Source organism: Microbulbifer maximicatervae (SeqCode), assembly GCF_052467505.1.
On the sequence record NZ_CP174313.1, the window covers coordinates 2768413 to 2784231 of the forward strand.

18 protein-coding genes are annotated in these 15819 nt (G+C 45.5%); 11 read left to right on the forward strand and 7 right to left on the reverse strand.

The annotated features are described in order from the left end of the window. The first annotated feature begins 132 nt into the window (after nucleotides 1-132). The 6 genes from ACJJIN_RS12220 (at nucleotide 133) to ACJJIN_RS12245 (ending at nucleotide 6017) form a co-directional block, all read left to right on the forward strand. Complete coding sequence (locus tag ACJJIN_RS12220; protein WP_444894859.1) at nucleotides 133-834, forward strand: CPBP family intramembrane glutamic endopeptidase; 702 nt, start codon at nucleotides 133-135, stop codon at nucleotides 832-834. A gap of 909 nt (nucleotides 835-1743) precedes the next feature. After that, a complete protein-coding gene (locus ACJJIN_RS12225) occupies nucleotides 1744-2052 on the forward strand; it encodes an outer membrane protein assembly factor BamD (RefSeq protein WP_444894860.1) in 309 nt (102 codons plus the stop codon). A gap of 51 nt (nucleotides 2053-2103) precedes the next feature. After that, nucleotides 2104-2565, forward strand: coding sequence for a hypothetical protein (locus ACJJIN_RS12230; RefSeq protein WP_444894861.1), 462 nt, complete (start codon nucleotides 2104-2106; stop codon nucleotides 2563-2565). Between the two features lie 127 nt (nucleotides 2566-2692). Continuing rightward, nucleotides 2693-3010, forward strand: coding sequence for an ATP-binding cassette domain-containing protein (locus ACJJIN_RS12235; RefSeq protein ID WP_444894862.1), 318 nt, complete (start codon nucleotides 2693-2695; stop codon nucleotides 3008-3010). Nucleotides 3011-3750: 740 nt separating this feature from the next. Continuing rightward, nucleotides 3751-4458 (forward strand): hypothetical protein, encoded by a 708-nt coding sequence (locus ACJJIN_RS12240; protein ID WP_444894863.1) that lies wholly within the window; start codon nucleotides 3751-3753, stop codon nucleotides 4456-4458. A 494-nt stretch (nucleotides 4459-4952) separates the two neighbouring features. After that, nucleotides 4953-6017: an ABC transporter ATP-binding protein gene (locus tag ACJJIN_RS12245; protein ID WP_444894864.1), complete on the forward strand. Its 1065-nt coding sequence runs from the start codon at nucleotides 4953-4955 to the stop codon at nucleotides 6015-6017. 6 nt (nucleotides 6018-6023) lie between these two features. Here ACJJIN_RS12245 and ACJJIN_RS12250 read toward each other — a convergent pair whose 3' ends face one another. Next, a complete protein-coding gene (locus tag ACJJIN_RS12250) occupies nucleotides 6024-7709 on the reverse strand; it encodes an ABC transporter permease (protein ID WP_444894865.1) in 1686 nt (561 codons plus the stop codon). A gap of 122 nt (nucleotides 7710-7831) precedes the next feature. After that, a complete protein-coding gene (locus tag ACJJIN_RS12255) occupies nucleotides 7832-8863 on the reverse strand; it encodes a Fe(3+) ABC transporter substrate-binding protein (RefSeq protein WP_444894866.1) in 1032 nt (343 codons plus the stop codon). A 149-nt stretch (nucleotides 8864-9012) separates the two neighbouring features. Here ACJJIN_RS12255 and ACJJIN_RS12260 point away from each other — a divergent pair, with 149 nt between their 5' ends. The 4 genes from ACJJIN_RS12260 to ACJJIN_RS12275 all read left to right on the forward strand — a co-directional run bounded on the left by ACJJIN_RS12260 (nucleotide 9013) and on the right by ACJJIN_RS12275 (nucleotide 11955). Continuing rightward, complete coding sequence (locus tag ACJJIN_RS12260) at nucleotides 9013-9420, forward strand: hypothetical protein (protein WP_444894867.1); 408 nt, start codon at nucleotides 9013-9015, stop codon at nucleotides 9418-9420. Between the two features lie 130 nt (nucleotides 9421-9550). Continuing rightward, on the forward strand, nucleotides 9551-9817 hold the full coding sequence (locus tag ACJJIN_RS12265) for a PepSY domain-containing protein (protein ID WP_444894868.1): 267 nt from the start codon (nucleotides 9551-9553) through the stop codon (nucleotides 9815-9817). A 237-nt stretch (nucleotides 9818-10054) separates the two neighbouring features. Then, nucleotides 10055-11500, forward strand: coding sequence for a coniferyl aldehyde dehydrogenase (locus ACJJIN_RS12270; RefSeq protein ID WP_444894869.1), 1446 nt, complete (start codon nucleotides 10055-10057; stop codon nucleotides 11498-11500). A 149-nt stretch (nucleotides 11501-11649) separates the two neighbouring features. Further along, a complete protein-coding gene (locus tag ACJJIN_RS12275) occupies nucleotides 11650-11955 on the forward strand; it encodes a hypothetical protein (protein ID WP_413664728.1) in 306 nt (101 codons plus the stop codon). Between the two features lie 97 nt (nucleotides 11956-12052). Here the strand turns inward: ACJJIN_RS12275 and ACJJIN_RS12280 are convergent, their stop codons facing one another. The 3 genes from ACJJIN_RS12280 to ACJJIN_RS12290 form a co-directional block, all read right to left on the reverse strand. Then, nucleotides 12053-13051, reverse strand: a complete 999-nt coding sequence (locus ACJJIN_RS12280; RefSeq protein ID WP_444894870.1) for an AraC family transcriptional regulator — start codon at nucleotides 13049-13051, stop codon at nucleotides 12053-12055. A gap of 18 nt (nucleotides 13052-13069) precedes the next feature. Beyond that, nucleotides 13070-13843: an SDR family NAD(P)-dependent oxidoreductase gene (locus ACJJIN_RS12285; RefSeq protein ID WP_444894871.1), complete on the reverse strand. Its 774-nt coding sequence runs from the start codon at nucleotides 13841-13843 to the stop codon at nucleotides 13070-13072. 132 nt (nucleotides 13844-13975) lie between these two features. Next, on the reverse strand, nucleotides 13976-14359 hold the full coding sequence (locus ACJJIN_RS12290) for a zinc ribbon domain-containing protein (RefSeq protein ID WP_444894872.1): 384 nt from the start codon (nucleotides 14357-14359) through the stop codon (nucleotides 13976-13978). Nucleotides 14360-14393: 34 nt separating this feature from the next. Between ACJJIN_RS12290 and ACJJIN_RS12295 the strand changes: the two genes are divergently transcribed. After that, nucleotides 14394-14675: a hypothetical protein gene (locus tag ACJJIN_RS12295; protein WP_444894873.1), complete on the forward strand. Its 282-nt coding sequence runs from the start codon at nucleotides 14394-14396 to the stop codon at nucleotides 14673-14675. A 201-nt stretch (nucleotides 14676-14876) separates the two neighbouring features. Here the strand turns inward: ACJJIN_RS12295 and ACJJIN_RS12300 are convergent, their stop codons facing one another. Both ACJJIN_RS12300 and ACJJIN_RS12305 read right to left on the reverse strand, forming a co-directional pair. Then, nucleotides 14877-15293, reverse strand: coding sequence for a PaaI family thioesterase (locus ACJJIN_RS12300; RefSeq protein WP_444894874.1), 417 nt, complete (start codon nucleotides 15291-15293; stop codon nucleotides 14877-14879). A gap of 117 nt (nucleotides 15294-15410) precedes the next feature. Beyond that, complete coding sequence (locus tag ACJJIN_RS12305; RefSeq protein ID WP_444894875.1) at nucleotides 15411-15773, reverse strand: hypothetical protein; 363 nt, start codon at nucleotides 15771-15773, stop codon at nucleotides 15411-15413. Between the last annotated feature and the right edge of the window lie 46 nt (nucleotides 15774-15819).

The window sequence follows — 15819 nt, forward strand, 5'->3', positions numbered from 1 at the left end:
TTATTTATTAACAGAAAGGATTTCCAATATTAGAGGCAGACAAATATAACAATTGTAGTCTAGGGGGAAATTACCTGGACTCTTTCTGTAATATAAACTCTAAACTATTACTGTTGAATTAGGATGATTAGTATGCAGACATCAGAAGTAGCGTTACTATCTATAATATTGGTATTTCCTTTAGCAGATTTACTCTTAGAGAAATATAGATTTAAAAGTAAAAGTCAAGAATATGTAAAGACGGCAGTGATATTGTGGGCCATCACAGGCTTCTTGTGCTATTCCTTTTTTGGAGGCAAATTAAGCATTCAAGCTCCAGACGGTCTCCCTGTCTCTACTTGGAAGCTTTATTTTGCCATTTCTATTTTCATCGCATTCCTTGCATATTTTGTATATTTAATCTCCTCCATAAACAACAACGAACATATTAGACAACAGGTTCTAGGTCAACTACAAAATGGCAGCAATGCTCTTGTCGATCTACTGCCAAAATCACGGAAAGAGCTTTTACTATTCACTTTCCTGGTTTCGGTTACTGCCGGGGTATGTGAGGAGCTGATATTCCGCTGGTATTTGTACAGCTTTCTTGAGCAGCAAACCAATTGGATAGTTGCCATTTTAGGCAGCAGTGTGATTTTTGGGCTATGGCATTGCTATCTTGGCTGGAGACATGTTCTCAGAACTGCTATCATTGGCGTCGTCTTTTGCGGTGTATATCTGTACTTTGAGAGTATTGTGGTTGCAATCATTGCCCACATAATAATAGATGTTTATTCAGGAACGATCGCGTTCTATGTAAGAAATACCTCAAACCGTGTACCAACCAAGAGTTAAAAAACTACTGACTCCAAATTTCTATATATTCATAGGCGTCATTTTATATGTAAGTGTATTTACTAGTAACCGTCAACATATTGACACTTAGTTTAATACAAATTAAGTGCAACTTTGTTATCGATTTAAACTTCAATGCTTGCAACGGGAAGACAAACTGGAACGAATAGAATCAAACCCTCTAAAAGTCATGAACACTTGTGAGAATTAATGTATATTTAATATAAAATGAAGATTGTGAATTCTTAAGGAAGAAAATGAATATAAACATCAGTGTTTTGGGAACATTTTTTATGGTATGGATTCCCCTAGCCACCGCTCTTTCAATTTATCTATGCACGAGAAAGACAAGCACACCTATTATCGGCTCTATTTTAGGTTTTCTAACCTCATTTATCCCACCGCTTTCTTTGATATATCTAGCGGTGCTTGTATTGAAGAGTGACATAAATAAATCATCATAGCACCTAAAATTACACGCACGCTGCGTAGCCTGACATTTCTGATATGCCTGCGTGTAGATCGCGCGCTAGCAGTACTGAGACTTTACAGCAGCTGTGGTGAGATTGCCTCTACTTTTGTTGTGGTGTCGCATACTTTAAGTGTTGAAAATAGGATCAGTGTATTTCTATGAAACAGATATTGATTTCATTCTTAATATTACTGGCTATTTACATATTAGGATTCTTTACTCGGGCCCTTGTCTACTCCCAGCTTGGAATAAATCTAAACAAGTATCTATATGCACCCTGGATCAGGCATCTAGAATTAGATAACCCTATAAAAAAGTGTAGAGTTCTGGTGTTCTCATCTTGAGGGCTACAATTATATGGAGCCCAGCATTTAGCTCGCTACTATGGTATATTGCTGGTAATCCTATACAGGCCAACACCTACCAGTTATAATTTTATGAAACTCGAATTTATTTTACCGAACATGAGGAGTTTATTTTTCATACTGTCCGTTTTATTTATTTCCGGGTGTGCCTCAACCCCAAACATATATGAAAGAAACGCGAAAGCTAACGAACTTGAAGCTCAAGCAGAGGAAGCTAGGGCCCGCAATAAATATTCTATGGCTACACAACTAGACAGAAAGGCCGAGAACCTAAGAGAAAAAGATATTATCAACAAAGAGGATATCGTTGCAGATATTTTCTCCGGGCTTTTTCGGCGATTGCTGGGAGGAGGTTCCAAGAATGACAAAAATGCTTGGTAGTAAAGCAACGCACTAGTGCATATCTTTGTTAGCAAGCGCTAGGCAGTTCACTTGATAAAGTACCTACCTGTATTAATTTTTGCCATTTCGCCTGCTATAGCGTATACAGCTCAAGATCTCTATGCCGAGATTCTAAACACAAGAGTAAGCGGAAATTTAATTAGCCCCTTCAAAGAATTTTCGCTGCAAATTTCCCTCACGCCAGATGATAATTCCGTTAGTTATATCGACCTCAGTATTGATAATCGACCCGTGAAGATATCCCTCCCTGAAAAATTCAATGTAAGAAATGTATTGTTATCTTCTCTCGAGATCACTCATAGTCCGATACATGCACCAAATGCAGGGGCTGATGGTATAATCGGAGTTGGGCCGGCTTATCTTAAAATCAAATATCGTTACTATTCAGCTGAGCACTGTGAATCTGGAACAGGCGAGATTTCAATATCCACGAGAATGGATACCTTAGTATACGAGGTTGATGGCGAGTGTTTAGATAATTCACTCGCCTAAAAAACATCCAACACTACTGCACAGCTAAAAGTATACTTCACTCTGGACTGGCTACCGGTTAGTGTAGTGATAACTATGAACCCGAAAGCTGCCCTAATCGTTTACAGGCCAAACTACCGGAAGACCTGTGCTCCCTATACTCTCTATAGAAAACCTGCAATGCCGCTACGGTGAGCAGGTAGTTATCGAATCGGTTTCCTTTGCTTTACAAGCGGGAGAAATTGCCTGTTTGTTGGGCCCTAGCGGCTGCGGTAAGACAACTCTGCTACATGCCATTGCCGGCTTCCAGCCAATCGCTGAGGGGAATATTCAGCTATCTGGAGAAGTGATTTCCTCTCGTGAGAAACAGATTCCCGCAGAACAACGTAAAATTGGGGTGGTATTTCAGGACTACGCCCTCTTCTCACACCTTACCGTTGAACAGAATATTGCCATCGGTATCTAGTTAATGCCAAAAGCAAGCAAAATCCGAGATGTTTGAATGCATTGAGATTTTCTATCTTAGTGTTCGTAGATAATCTACATTAAGCTACGCAAGTCCAGCAAAGTATGAGCGCAAATGCGTATAGTCAAAGTGTCTACTTTTTGTGGGCGAGACCAACTTATGCGAGGGCCATCTCTGCACCAAGTATACACCTTTGCTTTCGGCAATATTCACCATGAAAAATAATGCTTAATTAGAAAATTTTTTCAATCATTCAAATGTAAATCGTTAATAGCGCAGTAAAGCTTTAGGGAGACTGTAAAGCCACATCAAATTCCAGTACTCAACTACCCCTCTCATTTTGAACTAGCACCGTGCTGATCATATCTGCGAGGAAGTGGGACGCTTGTGCAAGCGTTATAGACCAGCTTTCTAAACGCCTACCATATTTAGCAACAGAAAAATATCTGAGCAATTTGTTATTTGACTTATGGGGCATGAATTTTCCACTCTTAATATGTGGAAACATAGAAGTTTGAGGAGAAAGTCTTTAGAATCCGCGAGCTCGCGTCATTTGTAACTTATTGCCGCAATGCTATGGCCATTTTAAAAACTGTCACCAAAGTACAAGTTTTGCATATACCCTCCCCAACACGGGGAGTTTAAAAGTACAACAAAATAATGATGGGGGCTAAAGCGCGTCAAGTTAGTCACAAGATAAATGTTATAACATTAAACAAAATATATTATTAGGGTTTAAAATGAAACTAAAAATCACATCAATTTTTTTAGCAATTATTATGCTGGGCGGATGTACTAGAGCTCTGGTAGCCACATACGAGCCAGGTGTTAACCTAGAACACAACGGTATCTCTGGCACAAGATTAGCTGTTTATCAATTTGAGGATTCACGCTCTTGGATTGATGAAAATGATGAAAAATCAAAGAGCTTTATAGGCAAGCAAGGCGCTTGGAAATTTGGCCTAAAGTATGAAGGCGTTTCGTACCAGCCAGTTGCTCAGATACTGCAAGATGTTTTTATTAAAGATTTTAAAATGGTGGGTGTTGACGCCTTTAAAGGTGAGGAGTCAACCTCTCCCTCCTATTCTTTAAAAGGTAAAATATTAAATTTTGAGTTTGAAAATGAAACTGGACTAGTGACAGTAACAAGCAGAAGACATGTTTCAATAGTTTTGACTCTGTCTGACAAAGAAGGCCGAGTTATATTGGCAAACGAGTTATTCAATGAAGTCAGCAGAGAAAATGAAGGAATGGGAGTTTTGCACTCTACGAATGTCGATAAACTAATGAAAGAAGCTCTTAAAGAAGTAGTAGTTAGCGTGATCAATCGTACAAATACTGAATTGGCTCACGTCGGACTGGAAGCTATGAGTGTCAGCCTTAATGGCGTAGATATAACCCCATTTTTAGACTCTATGTACTATGCCGGAATAAACCTAAATCAATAGGGTCATTCAAATCTCTAAGTGCCGAATGGTCGGCACTTAGAGTATTATTAATTGGAACTGTCTCTCTTTATCCTCGCTGAAATCGATAAGAAAACAATGTAAAAATCAGTGTGTTCAAAACTTCCCCCTCATCTTAAGCCAAGGTAATCACCTATCAAAATAAGTGCGGGTACGAACATTTATTTCCTAACTGCTCAAATGGCAGGCGCTAACAGCTTATCAGATTACTCGATTTCCGCCTGTAATAGCTTCGCTAAATCAGACCACATTTATGGTGTATTGCCTTAGATAAAGAACTATCAAAGTTATATTCAATATATGTATAATGGCTGTTAGTTCTGGTTAACCCTAGATATATTTACGAAAACTTTATTTGATTATATCTTGCTTCACCACACTATTAAATTTAGTTTCTGGCGACTCTACGCTTTGTGTTATCTGTTTATGGATCCCATCTTCAGCTTTGCCTCTGAAAATTGCTTGAAGTGTCGAGAATGCAAACTATTGGAAAACCCGTGCATCCCATACTCACTATTGAAGACCTGCAGTGCCGCTACGGTGAGCAGGTAGTTATCGAATCGGTCTCCTTTGCTTTACAAGCGGGAGAAATTGCCTGTTTGTTGGGCCCTAGCGGCTGCGGTAAGACAACTCTGCTACATGCCATTGCCGGCTTCCAGCCAATCGCTGAGGGGAATATTCAGCTATCTGGAGAAGTAATCTCTTCTCCTGAATTACAGATTCCCGCAGAGCAACGGAATATTGGGGTGGTATTTCAGGACTACGCCCTCTTCCCACACCTTACCGTTGAACAGAATATTGCCTTCGGTATCCAGTCAATGCCGAAAAGCAAGCGGCAATCCCGCACCCAGTCTTTGCTAAAGTTAGTGCGTCTGGAAGGCTTTGGGCAACAGTACCCACATCAGCTCTCTGGCGGTCAGCAGCAGCGTGTCGCTCTGGCTCGGGCACTGGCACCACGTCCCAAGCTGTTACTCCTGGATGAACCCTTCTCCAACCTGGATACCGAGTTGCGCCGCAGTCTCGCCGCCGAAGTCCGCCATATACTGCGCGAAGAGAAGATCCCTGCAATTATTGTTACCCACGACCGCCATGAGGCATTTATTGCCGGAGATAAGCTGGGAGTACTCAGCCAGGGACAATTACAGCAGTGGGACAGCCCTCAAGACACTTATCAAACACCTAGAAACTTGGCAGTTGCAAGGATTGTTAGTGAAGGGAATATCATTTCCGGTACTGTTGTGGGCAATGGCCTGATCAGTACCCCTCTGGGGGAAGTGAAGGTGCCGACAGCTGCATACGAAAGTGGAGATCAGCTCGAACTGTTTGTGCGCAGTGAGGATATTGCCGCAGGCGAACATCCCGGTGCTGTGATGGCTCAGGTTGTGGAAAAGAATTTTCTCGGCAACCAGGTGAGCTATCGCTTTCAGTTAGCTGCAGGGGAAACTGTCGAGGCCGCTTTGAATGCAGATGTTCAAGCGGCTCCCGGTGATAAACTTCCCCTGCACCTTTCCTCTGCTCTGGTGTTTGACCAGGCCCGATAAAAGCTATCAGGACAGGGCGGGCGCTTCTGAGTCCGCCACGGCTGTGCGCTCCTCACCTCTGCGCCAACCAATGGAACGGCTTAGTAAAATCACCGGTATCAATCCCACCAGGACAATCAATAAAGCCCCTAGAGCCGAGCGCTCCAGCATCTCATCGGAAGCGAACTGATAAACATAAGTCGCCAGGGTGTCAAAGCCAAAGGGGCGCAGTAACAAAGTCGCCGGCAGTTCTTTCATACAATCCACAAAGACCACCAAGCCACCCGTTAGTAGACCTGTACGCACCAAAGGTAGATGTACAGCCCACAGGGTTTGCCAGCTATTGCGTCCTAGGGAGCGGGCAGCGCGATCCATTGAAGGGGTTACTTTCTCCAGGCTGGATTCTATGGCCCCTGTGGACACTGCCAGGAAGCGCACCGTGTAGGCAAAAATAATGGCGAAAATACTGCCGCTTAACAGCAGCCCTATGGAGATATCAAAGTGTTCACGTAAAAAACCATCCACCGCATTATCAAAAGCGGCCAGGGGAATAAGGACACCAATCGCCAGTACTGCCCCGGGCATTGCATAACCCAGCTTGGAAAAGCCGACCAAGACCCGTACGGATCTTTTGGGTTGCAGTCGCTTACCGTAAGCCAACAGCAGGCCCAGCAGTACAGAGACCAGTGCCGCTGCAATTGACAGCAACAAGCTATTGCTGGCGATCTGTATAAAATCTTCGCTCCAATAACTGGAGAAGTTGCTGAGTGCGTAACCTCCCAGAACCAGCAGGGGAATAATAAAACCGGCCACCAACAGTAACCCGCAGAACAATAGGGCTACACCGGATCGCCAGCCGCGCAAATCATAGCGTTCACGCTGGGAATTTGGCGATTGTACAAAGTGCTTCTGTCTCGCCCGCCCCATTCGCTCCAGCGTAATTAACAGAACAACAAAAATCAGGGTGCTACAGGCAATTTGCGCCGCGCCTCCTAAATTGCCGTGGCTCAACCAGGTATCGTAAATTCCGACACTCAAGGTGCGTACGGCAAAGAAGTCCACGGTGCCGAAATCATTCAGGGTTTCCATCAGCACCAGTGATAAACCCACCGCAATTGCCGGGCGTGCCATTGGCAGGGATACGCGTAAGAAGCTCTGCCAAGGCGTACAGCCCAATGACCGGCTCGCGGCACGTATACTGCCGCACTGTTCGATAAAGGCTGCTCGCGCGAGCATATAGACATAGGGGAAGAGCACCAGTGACAGCATGGCAATCGCCCCACCCATACTGCGGATCTCCGGGAACCAGTAATCCCTGGCTGTCTGCCAACCAAACCAGGCGCGCAGGGACTTTTGCACAGGGCCCGCATATTCCAGCAAGTCCGTGTAAACGTAGGCAATCACATAGGCGGGAACAGCAAACGGCAATAACAGCCCCCACTCAAACAAACGACGCCCGGGGAACTGGCACATGCTCACCAGCCAGGCACTGCCCACGCCTGTTATCAGTGTTACCAAACCGACACCGCCAGCCAGAATCAATGTGGAGGACACATAGTGAAACAACACCGTGTCCACCAGGTGCGGCCAGATATTTTCTTCAGGGAAAAATGCCAACCAAAAAATGGATAGCACTGGCAGAGCTACCAGTAGGGAAATAGTAGCTACCAGTAGCAGCCAGCGGGAAGCTGATAAGTTGGCTCGGTTTAGCATGGATTAAGGAATCAAAAGCTCATTATAAAAGAACGGCCCTGGTCTCTCGACAGGGCCGTTCGAATAAGGCTGAGATAGTGCTGCCAGTTTATTCTGCAGCAATTCCCATTCAGTTAACCATTCTAAAAGTCAAAGCGTACTTCATCAACCATACGGGAAGCCGCTGGAACGTAGGAACCGATCTCCGTGAGACTCAGATCGTCTTCCTTAAACTCACCCATATACTCCTTAATCAACTCAGAGCGGGCAGTGCCAGGGCGTACCGGGAACTCAAAGTTTTTCTCAGCGTAAGAGTATTGAGCATCGGCGCCGCTGAGGAATTCCAGCAGCTTAACGGCATTTTCACGGTTGGGGGCGTGCTTGGTCAGCGCCGCACCGGAAATAAACATATGGGTACCGCGATCTTTCTGGTTAGGGAAGACCAGGTTTACAGACTTGGCCCAATCCACCTGCTCCGGCTGCTCCTTATTGGTAATCATTTTACCGAAGTAGTAGCTGTTACCCAGGGAAAGGTCGCAGACACCTTCGCTAATAGCTTTAACCTGAGCGCGGTCATTACCCTGGGGCTTACGCGCCAGATTTGCTTTCACACCTTGCAGCCACTCTTTGGTTTCTACTTCACCGTTATGGGCGATCATGGAGGCGATCAGGGACAGGGTATAGGGGTGCTTACCGCTACGAGTACAAATTCGGCCCTTCCACTTAGGGTCTACCAACTCTTCGTAGCGAGTAATTTCACCGGGCTTAACGCGGTCTTTGGAGGCGTAAATCAAGCGCGCCCGGGTGGTCAGGCCGAACCAGTTGCCGGCCTTATCGCGAAATTGTGATGGGATATTGTCTTCCAGGATTTCACTGCTTACCGGTTGGGTCAGCTGCTTATTAAGCAGATCCATCAGGCTGCTGGTATTGGAAGTCAGGACCAGATCAGCGGGGCTATTGCGCCCTTCCCTTTGCAAACGCTCGTTCAAGCCTTTGCTGGCGTAGACCACTTTGGCCTCAATACCGGTTTTCTCGGTGAACTCCTTTAAGATCGGCTCTATAAGGAAAGGCTGTCGGTAGGAGTAGATATTTACCTGCTCGGCCGCACTGGCACCCACAGCACCCAACAAGCCGGCTACAGCCAGCACTTTTTGAAATAGAGCTCTGGTAGACATTATCGTAGATCACCCTTGGATTAAACGAGAAACATTCTCATTTGATTTAATGGCAATGTCAATAAAAATACATATGACCTAAGGCGATAAGGCAAAGTCGTCAATTTCCTCCTATGCTTAGGCTTGATACCGCCACCTATAGAGGTCCTATGTACCGCTTTGGCCCTTTAATAGCACTGATCTTTGTTCTCTGCAGCTGTGGGGGCCCGAAGGACTCCAAGTCACCTGCAACCCCTCCTGCAGATGAGTCGGCTACCAGCGCCATGAAGGAGCCCATTGCCCCACAGGGCAATGGAGCGGAAGCGGAAAAGAAAGCTGCAGCTATATGCACCCCGGAATGGTTTACCTGGGTTCAACAGCAAGTGCTTGCCCAGCAAAATGGCGATATGGCGAAACTATACCCATCCGGTATGCCAACTACCGGTAGTGAGGAGTGGTTCACAGCCATCACCCAGCTCAGCGGAGCCAATACCAACGGTCTCAAACCCGGAGGCATGGAGTGGTGCGAGGCTATCCAGAAGCATCTTACCGAGGGCAGTCCACAAAACCCGTTGTAAGTGCCTGGAGACCAAACGCAGACGCATCAATTTTTATTTTACAGTTTGGAAATACCGATCGCTCGGTTAAGGGAAGATTTGATTCATAGGATACTGCGATTTAGCAAATAGACAGCGAGGTAATAGCACCATGCAGCTTATCAGCAAGTTGTTGCTGGCCTTTATCGCCGCAACAGCACTACCCTATGCACTCGCCAAAGAAAAGCCCCCACCCGGCGCTATGGCCCTTTCCACCGTATTGACCAAATTGGAACAGCAGGGCTACACCCCAATTGTTGAGGTCGATCTGGACAAGGGTAAGTGGAAGATTGAGGCCTACAAGGGTGACCAGAAGTACGACTTGCACGTAGACCCCAACTCTGCGGAAGTTTTGTCGGAAAAACCGGACAACGATTAAGGATTACTGTCCTCATTCCGAGCTATCCTGCCAGGGCCGGCTGCCAAAGCCGGCCCTAACCTATTCTGCTTGAACATAGTGATGCAATCCGCGCCATAAATTGCGATGGCAAAACAAACTTGGCCATACCCCGGATAAAATTTGTTATCCGATCATCAAAGGAATTTACCGGATTGGTCAATCACTCCGATTCAATTTCGTTTAGTCTTTCTGAGATCAACGCCACAGGATAATAAAATGACAACACAAACCCTGACCCGGCAGGATGCAGACAAAGCGGTACTGCAAAACTATCTGGACAAACAGCGCAGTGCCTACCTGGCCAACCCGGCTCCCAGCTATCAGCAACGTGTGCAGGATCTTAGAACCCTTGCCCAGCTCCTGCGTGAACAGCAGGAACCCATTATCCAGGCGATCAGTAACGACTACGGCAATCGAGCCCGGGAAGAGATACTGCTCTACGATATCTACCCAGCGCTCTCCGGCATTAAAGAGACTATCAAGCGCTTAAAGAAGTGGATGAAACCCAGAGGGCGCCATACAGATTTTAAATCCTATCCCCTCTCTAAAAATCGTGTGGTCCCACAACCTCTGGGGGTAATTGGCGTCATAGTGCCGTGGAACTTCCCAATAAACTTGAGCTTTTCACCACTGACCAATATTTTCGCCGCAGGCAATCAGGCGATGGTCAAGATGTCCACCAACTCCAAGCACCTTGCAGAATTACTCAGTAAAGTCTGTGAACAATACTTCCCGGAAGAAAAGCTGGTTTTTATTCCCGATGCCGATGAAATAGGCCCGGTATTTTCCAGCCTTAAATTCGATCACTTAATCTTTACCGGCTCCAGTAATACCGGCCGTGCAGTAATGCGTTCCGCCGCAGAAAACCTAACTCCAGTCACATTGGAGCTTGGTGGTAAATCACCGGCAATTGTTGGCCCGGATTACCCGGTTAAGAAAGCCGCCGAGCAACTAATTTACTGGAAGCTGGTAAACGCCGGGCAGATCTGTGTCAACGTGGATTATCTTTTCTTGCCGGAGGAGCATCTCGAAGAGTTTATCGAGCACGCCAAACATTATGTTCAGAAGCGCTACCCCGACTTAGATGGCCAGGATTACACTTCTATTATCGACGACACATCTTACCAGCGAATCTGGGCAACCCTGGATGACGCCAAGGCTAAGGGTGCTAATGCCATAGATTTAAGTGCTGGCAAATTGGATAGGGACAATAAACTGCGAAAATTCCCTCCGCATATCCTGACCAACGTAGACGGCGAGATGCTGGCAATGCAGCGTGAGATTTTTGGACCTCTATTGCCGATTATCACTTACTCCAAGCCAGAGGAAGTTATTGATTATATTAATGCTCGCCCCAGGCCCCTGGCGATTTACCCTTACACTCACGACAAAACCTTACAAGATTTATATATCAATAAAGTAATGTCTGGAGGCGTGTCGGTAAATAATTGTGTGCTGCACGTTGGTCAGCACGATATTCCATTTGGCGGCGTTGGTGAAAGCGGCATGGGCCACTACCATGGCTACGAGGGATTTTTGACCTTCTCTAAACTTCGCCCCATCTTCTATCAGGGCCCAATCGATCTATTAAAATTACTGCGGCCTCCCTATGGTAAACTCTCAACTCGAGTTATCGACTTTATGCTAAAACTTACCCGCTAATATTTTTATGGCCCGGCTACACCCTGTAGCTGGGCCATCCACTGCTATAATCGCGCTCAGGAAATACCTAAATCACTACAGCCCGCTGGCACTGCGATAACCCCTAGTCCAAACTAATACTATGGCTTGTTAGCAGTATGGAGCCGTAGATGATTTTTCTTACCGCCATAGCTTTAGTTGGCAATCTCACTAACCCAATCCCCCCCGGCCTCGATCCCAATAAACCCGCCCCCATCTACGACAGCCCCGACCTTTACGGAGCAGAACCCTCGGTCATTGCCTTGGACTTATCCACTATTAAAGCGAAACTGCATGGTCTTGGGTTTAATCCCATCACGCATATCGAATTTGTGGGCGGAAGATGGAAAATCCAGGCGGTCTACGGAGGAGAATTGAGGGCTCTGGAAGTGAATCCGGACAATGGAATAATTATTGCTGACCGGCCAGCCAATTAATCGCTGTTTAAATGTTAAAACTAAACCTCTAGGTCCAAACTGGTCACAAAAATTTACAGTGATATGCAAACATTGGTTTTTTAACTAAGGGATCTATTCAGTGAATAGAGTCCCGGTATTGCAATGGTGTCATTCCTTTCCAGCCCCGATAGGCCCGAATAAATGAATTTGGTTCTTTGAATCCCAACATAAAAGAAATCTCACCCAGGTGAAGGCTGGATTTGGCGAGGTAGTGATCAGCCAAACTTGATCTAACTCCCTGCAATACTGTCTGGAAGGATTGATTTTCCTCCCCCAGTTTCCGCTGCAAAGTCCTTTTACTGATAGCCAAGCGTTCAGACACTGCTTCGACAGAACTCTCACCGGCCGGTAGTAACTCCATCAATATTGAACCTACCCGCTCTCCCATTGTGGCTTCGCTATCCAGATCCTTGAGCTGTTGACTCAATTTACCTTCAAAGAAATCCCACATAGGGGCATTGGCAGTCAGAAATGGTTTTTGTGCATCTTGCGCTGAAAAACAAATTCTCACCCGGTCTGACTGCTTAATTGAACAACCAAAAAACTCCCGATAAGGCGTTTGATCTTCAGGCAGCTGCGGTAGTGCCAATTCCAATGGTTGAATTTCCTCCCGGGTTCCCAACCGAGCAAGGCGGATATAGAAAATTAATTCGCTCAGGCCCAAAGCTTCAGGGATATTTCCATCACTTCCATAGCACTCTAAATTGAGCTTGGTGTACTCATCAGTAATATCCAAGTGCAATTCCATGGGGCCGATCAATGGTTTGTATTGCTGTATCCGCAGTAGAGCTTGATTCAGATTTGCACTGCACAGGCTCGCAAATATGGGAGGGTCAAACGACTCAGCCGAAAGGTGCTCCGCCAGTAAAAGTGGTAGTGGCCGATCCTTAGAGGCCCGATCAATACCACACCAAAAACGGAAATATTCCACCGGAGAGAGTGTCACAGCCTCCCGCTGTAACAGGTCCGCAGGTAACCCGGCATAAGCAAGAGCCAGCGCTGTATCGATATTCATATCGTGTAATATCAACTTCCAGCTGGGAGGTACCAGGAATTTCGCTGCACGTTTGATCATTATCGGACCTGCCTGCAATTAAGACTTTTCCATCGTCTGACGGGAAAACTTCAGTACCATTTTACGGGGCAGTAAAGGCATTATCCAATTCAGAAACAACTTGAGCCGTGTCTCATTAAAAGCAACCAGATCTCCCCGCTCCATTGCCTGATAGCCACATCTGGCAACAGACTCAGCCGAGCGGGCATTTTTCCAAATATCGACACCCTGAAGATCACCAGCCGCCACAAACCCTGTTGCAACAGCACCCGGGCACAAAGCCGTTACTGTTACACCTGTGCCTTTCAACTCTTCCGCCAGTGCCTGGCTAAATGAAGTTACATAGGCTTTAGTTGCGTAGTAAACCGCCTGTAAAGGGCCGGGAATAAAAGAGGCTGTAGATGAAACATTAAGAATATGTCCACTATTGCGGCCAACCATCCCCTTTAAATACAGGTGGGTGAGATTGGTAAGGGAAACCATATTCACCTGCATCATACCCTGCTCAGCTTCCAAATCCCTCTGATGGAAAAGACCATGACCACCAAAACCCGCATTGTTAATTAGAGTGCCAATCTCCACACCCTCACTTTGGGTTCGTTCAAAAATTCTCTGCGCGGACATGGGGTCAGAAAGGTCCTCGGCAATAACCATTGCCTGGATACCAAACTCCTTCTCTAGCTGCTGTTTGAGTGCTGAAAGCTTCCCTTCAGACCGGGCAACCAGAACCAAGTTGCCACCCTTAGATGCATGTATCCTGGCCAGTTCAAGGCCGATGCCACCAGAGGCCCCAGTAATAAGTGCCGTTTCCATCTATCTGTCTCCCAAGCGTTAATCTTGAAATCAGTATATGATCAGAAGGCGCCAACTAAGAATCCGATGATGCCAAGTGACTATCCAAGTATGCCAAAAACCATATTGGTAGTTCTTCCATCAAATGGGAAATTAATCAGTCCGCTGTGAGCCCATAAACGGGCTGGATAAAGTCAGCTCTGTTCCACACCAGTAACAATTTGCCCTTTGCTTTCTCACCTTATGGCCACAGGAAGGGCACTCTTTCAAGTTACCCGTTGTTATTTTTCCATCGCGCTTACCATCTCGCAGATCAATCTGCCCCATCTTTTCAATAAGCTCAGCCTCGGTTACCCCTAATTTTTCCGATAGAAGCTCCCACATAGCCTGATTCGCCAACACTAATGTATCTATACGCCCCTGAATATCACCGACTTCCAGTTCCAGGTTAGCAGCCATCTGCTTTGCATTTTGAGCTCGATATCTCGCATCATCGATTTCTCGCTGCTGAAAATAATCCCAAATAGTGTCTAACATTTATTTCACTTTACTTAACAAATCAGAATAAAAAATGGATCAAATCTGCATTTACGATTTTCGTTTAATCAAAATTATTAACAGATATATCAAACCAAATAATGTCCCAAACGGAAAAGAGCCAATCCAAATCAGTGAGAGTATTAAAGAATACCAGAATAACCACTTAGCTCGAAAAGACGATAAAAACAAAGCAGTACAGGAAATCAACAAACCTGGAGCAGACAATAGACCTCCTATAACAAAATTAGAGATGGATTGGCTCATCATGCCTGCCATTACTTCAGGGGATGTATCAAGTGATTGGGCGATCTGAGAAGTTTCCCAAAAACTCAACATCCCCAAATAAAAGAACACAATAATCGGGGTTTGAAGAGCAGTACCCAATATAGAAAGAACGCTCCCCAACCTAACCCGCTTATTTCCCTCCGGGCAAAGCTCACTTTCCGGGGAGCTATATATGCCTTGTTCAAAACTCATTTTTACCTCAGAAAACATCACATCCTTCATCAAGGATTTATAAATTTTGTCCCTTTATTAAAGCGGTAGCGGTTGCCCTAGCAATTAGTTTCCCCTCTTGAAGAAGCTCTCCTTCCAGAAAGCAGACAGTTCCACCTCGAGATACAACTCTGCCAACACCCTCAACTGGCCCCACTTTAGCTAGGCGAACAAATTGAGTCTTTAGCTCTAGTGTCGGAGCAAACTGACCAATATTCAGTGAAAATACAAGTGCAGGACCCATTACGTCGTCGAGCATTGCACATAGAAACCCACCCTGTATTGTTCCCGCAGGGTTTAAGAATGACTCACTGGCAAAAAATCGGGCTTTGATCTCCATTTTTTCACGTGAATAGCTTATCAAGTCAAATCCCAGAGTTTTCGCACACTCAGGTACTGTCAGATCTCCTGACTCGACCATTTCGTAGATATCCATATCCCCTCACAAAGTCTATTCTACGTTTGCTATTTTAAATCCAATCAAGTTCACCACCGACTGCCAGTCTTGCTCTACTTGATCTCGACAACTTAGCCGCTTGTAAAGTAAATCTAATTAGCGAACCTCAAAAATATATAATTTCTTAGGCTCCCCATCTATTGGGGTCCAGGTCTCTTTAACCCCTTTTAAGTCCAATATTAAGTTAGCCTCAGCGATGAAATTCATGTCGAATACGATACAGCCACCTCTCCAACCACTTTCTTCAGAATAAGTGTATGGAGGCATTTCATTTAGAGAAGAAACAGCTGGTACGTTTATCTCTGGTTTACTAAAACCCAGATCGTACCCCTCAAATCCAGCATTTGAATAAACGATATTTTCATCAAGAGTGATCGAAGGTACCCGCTCTACCCTAGAAAACTCTTGCCCCACACAACTCCCCAAAACTAGCGACATCAGTATCACTATATACTTCATTTCAATATCCTCACGAAACTACAATCGAGTTAAGTGGCAACATCTC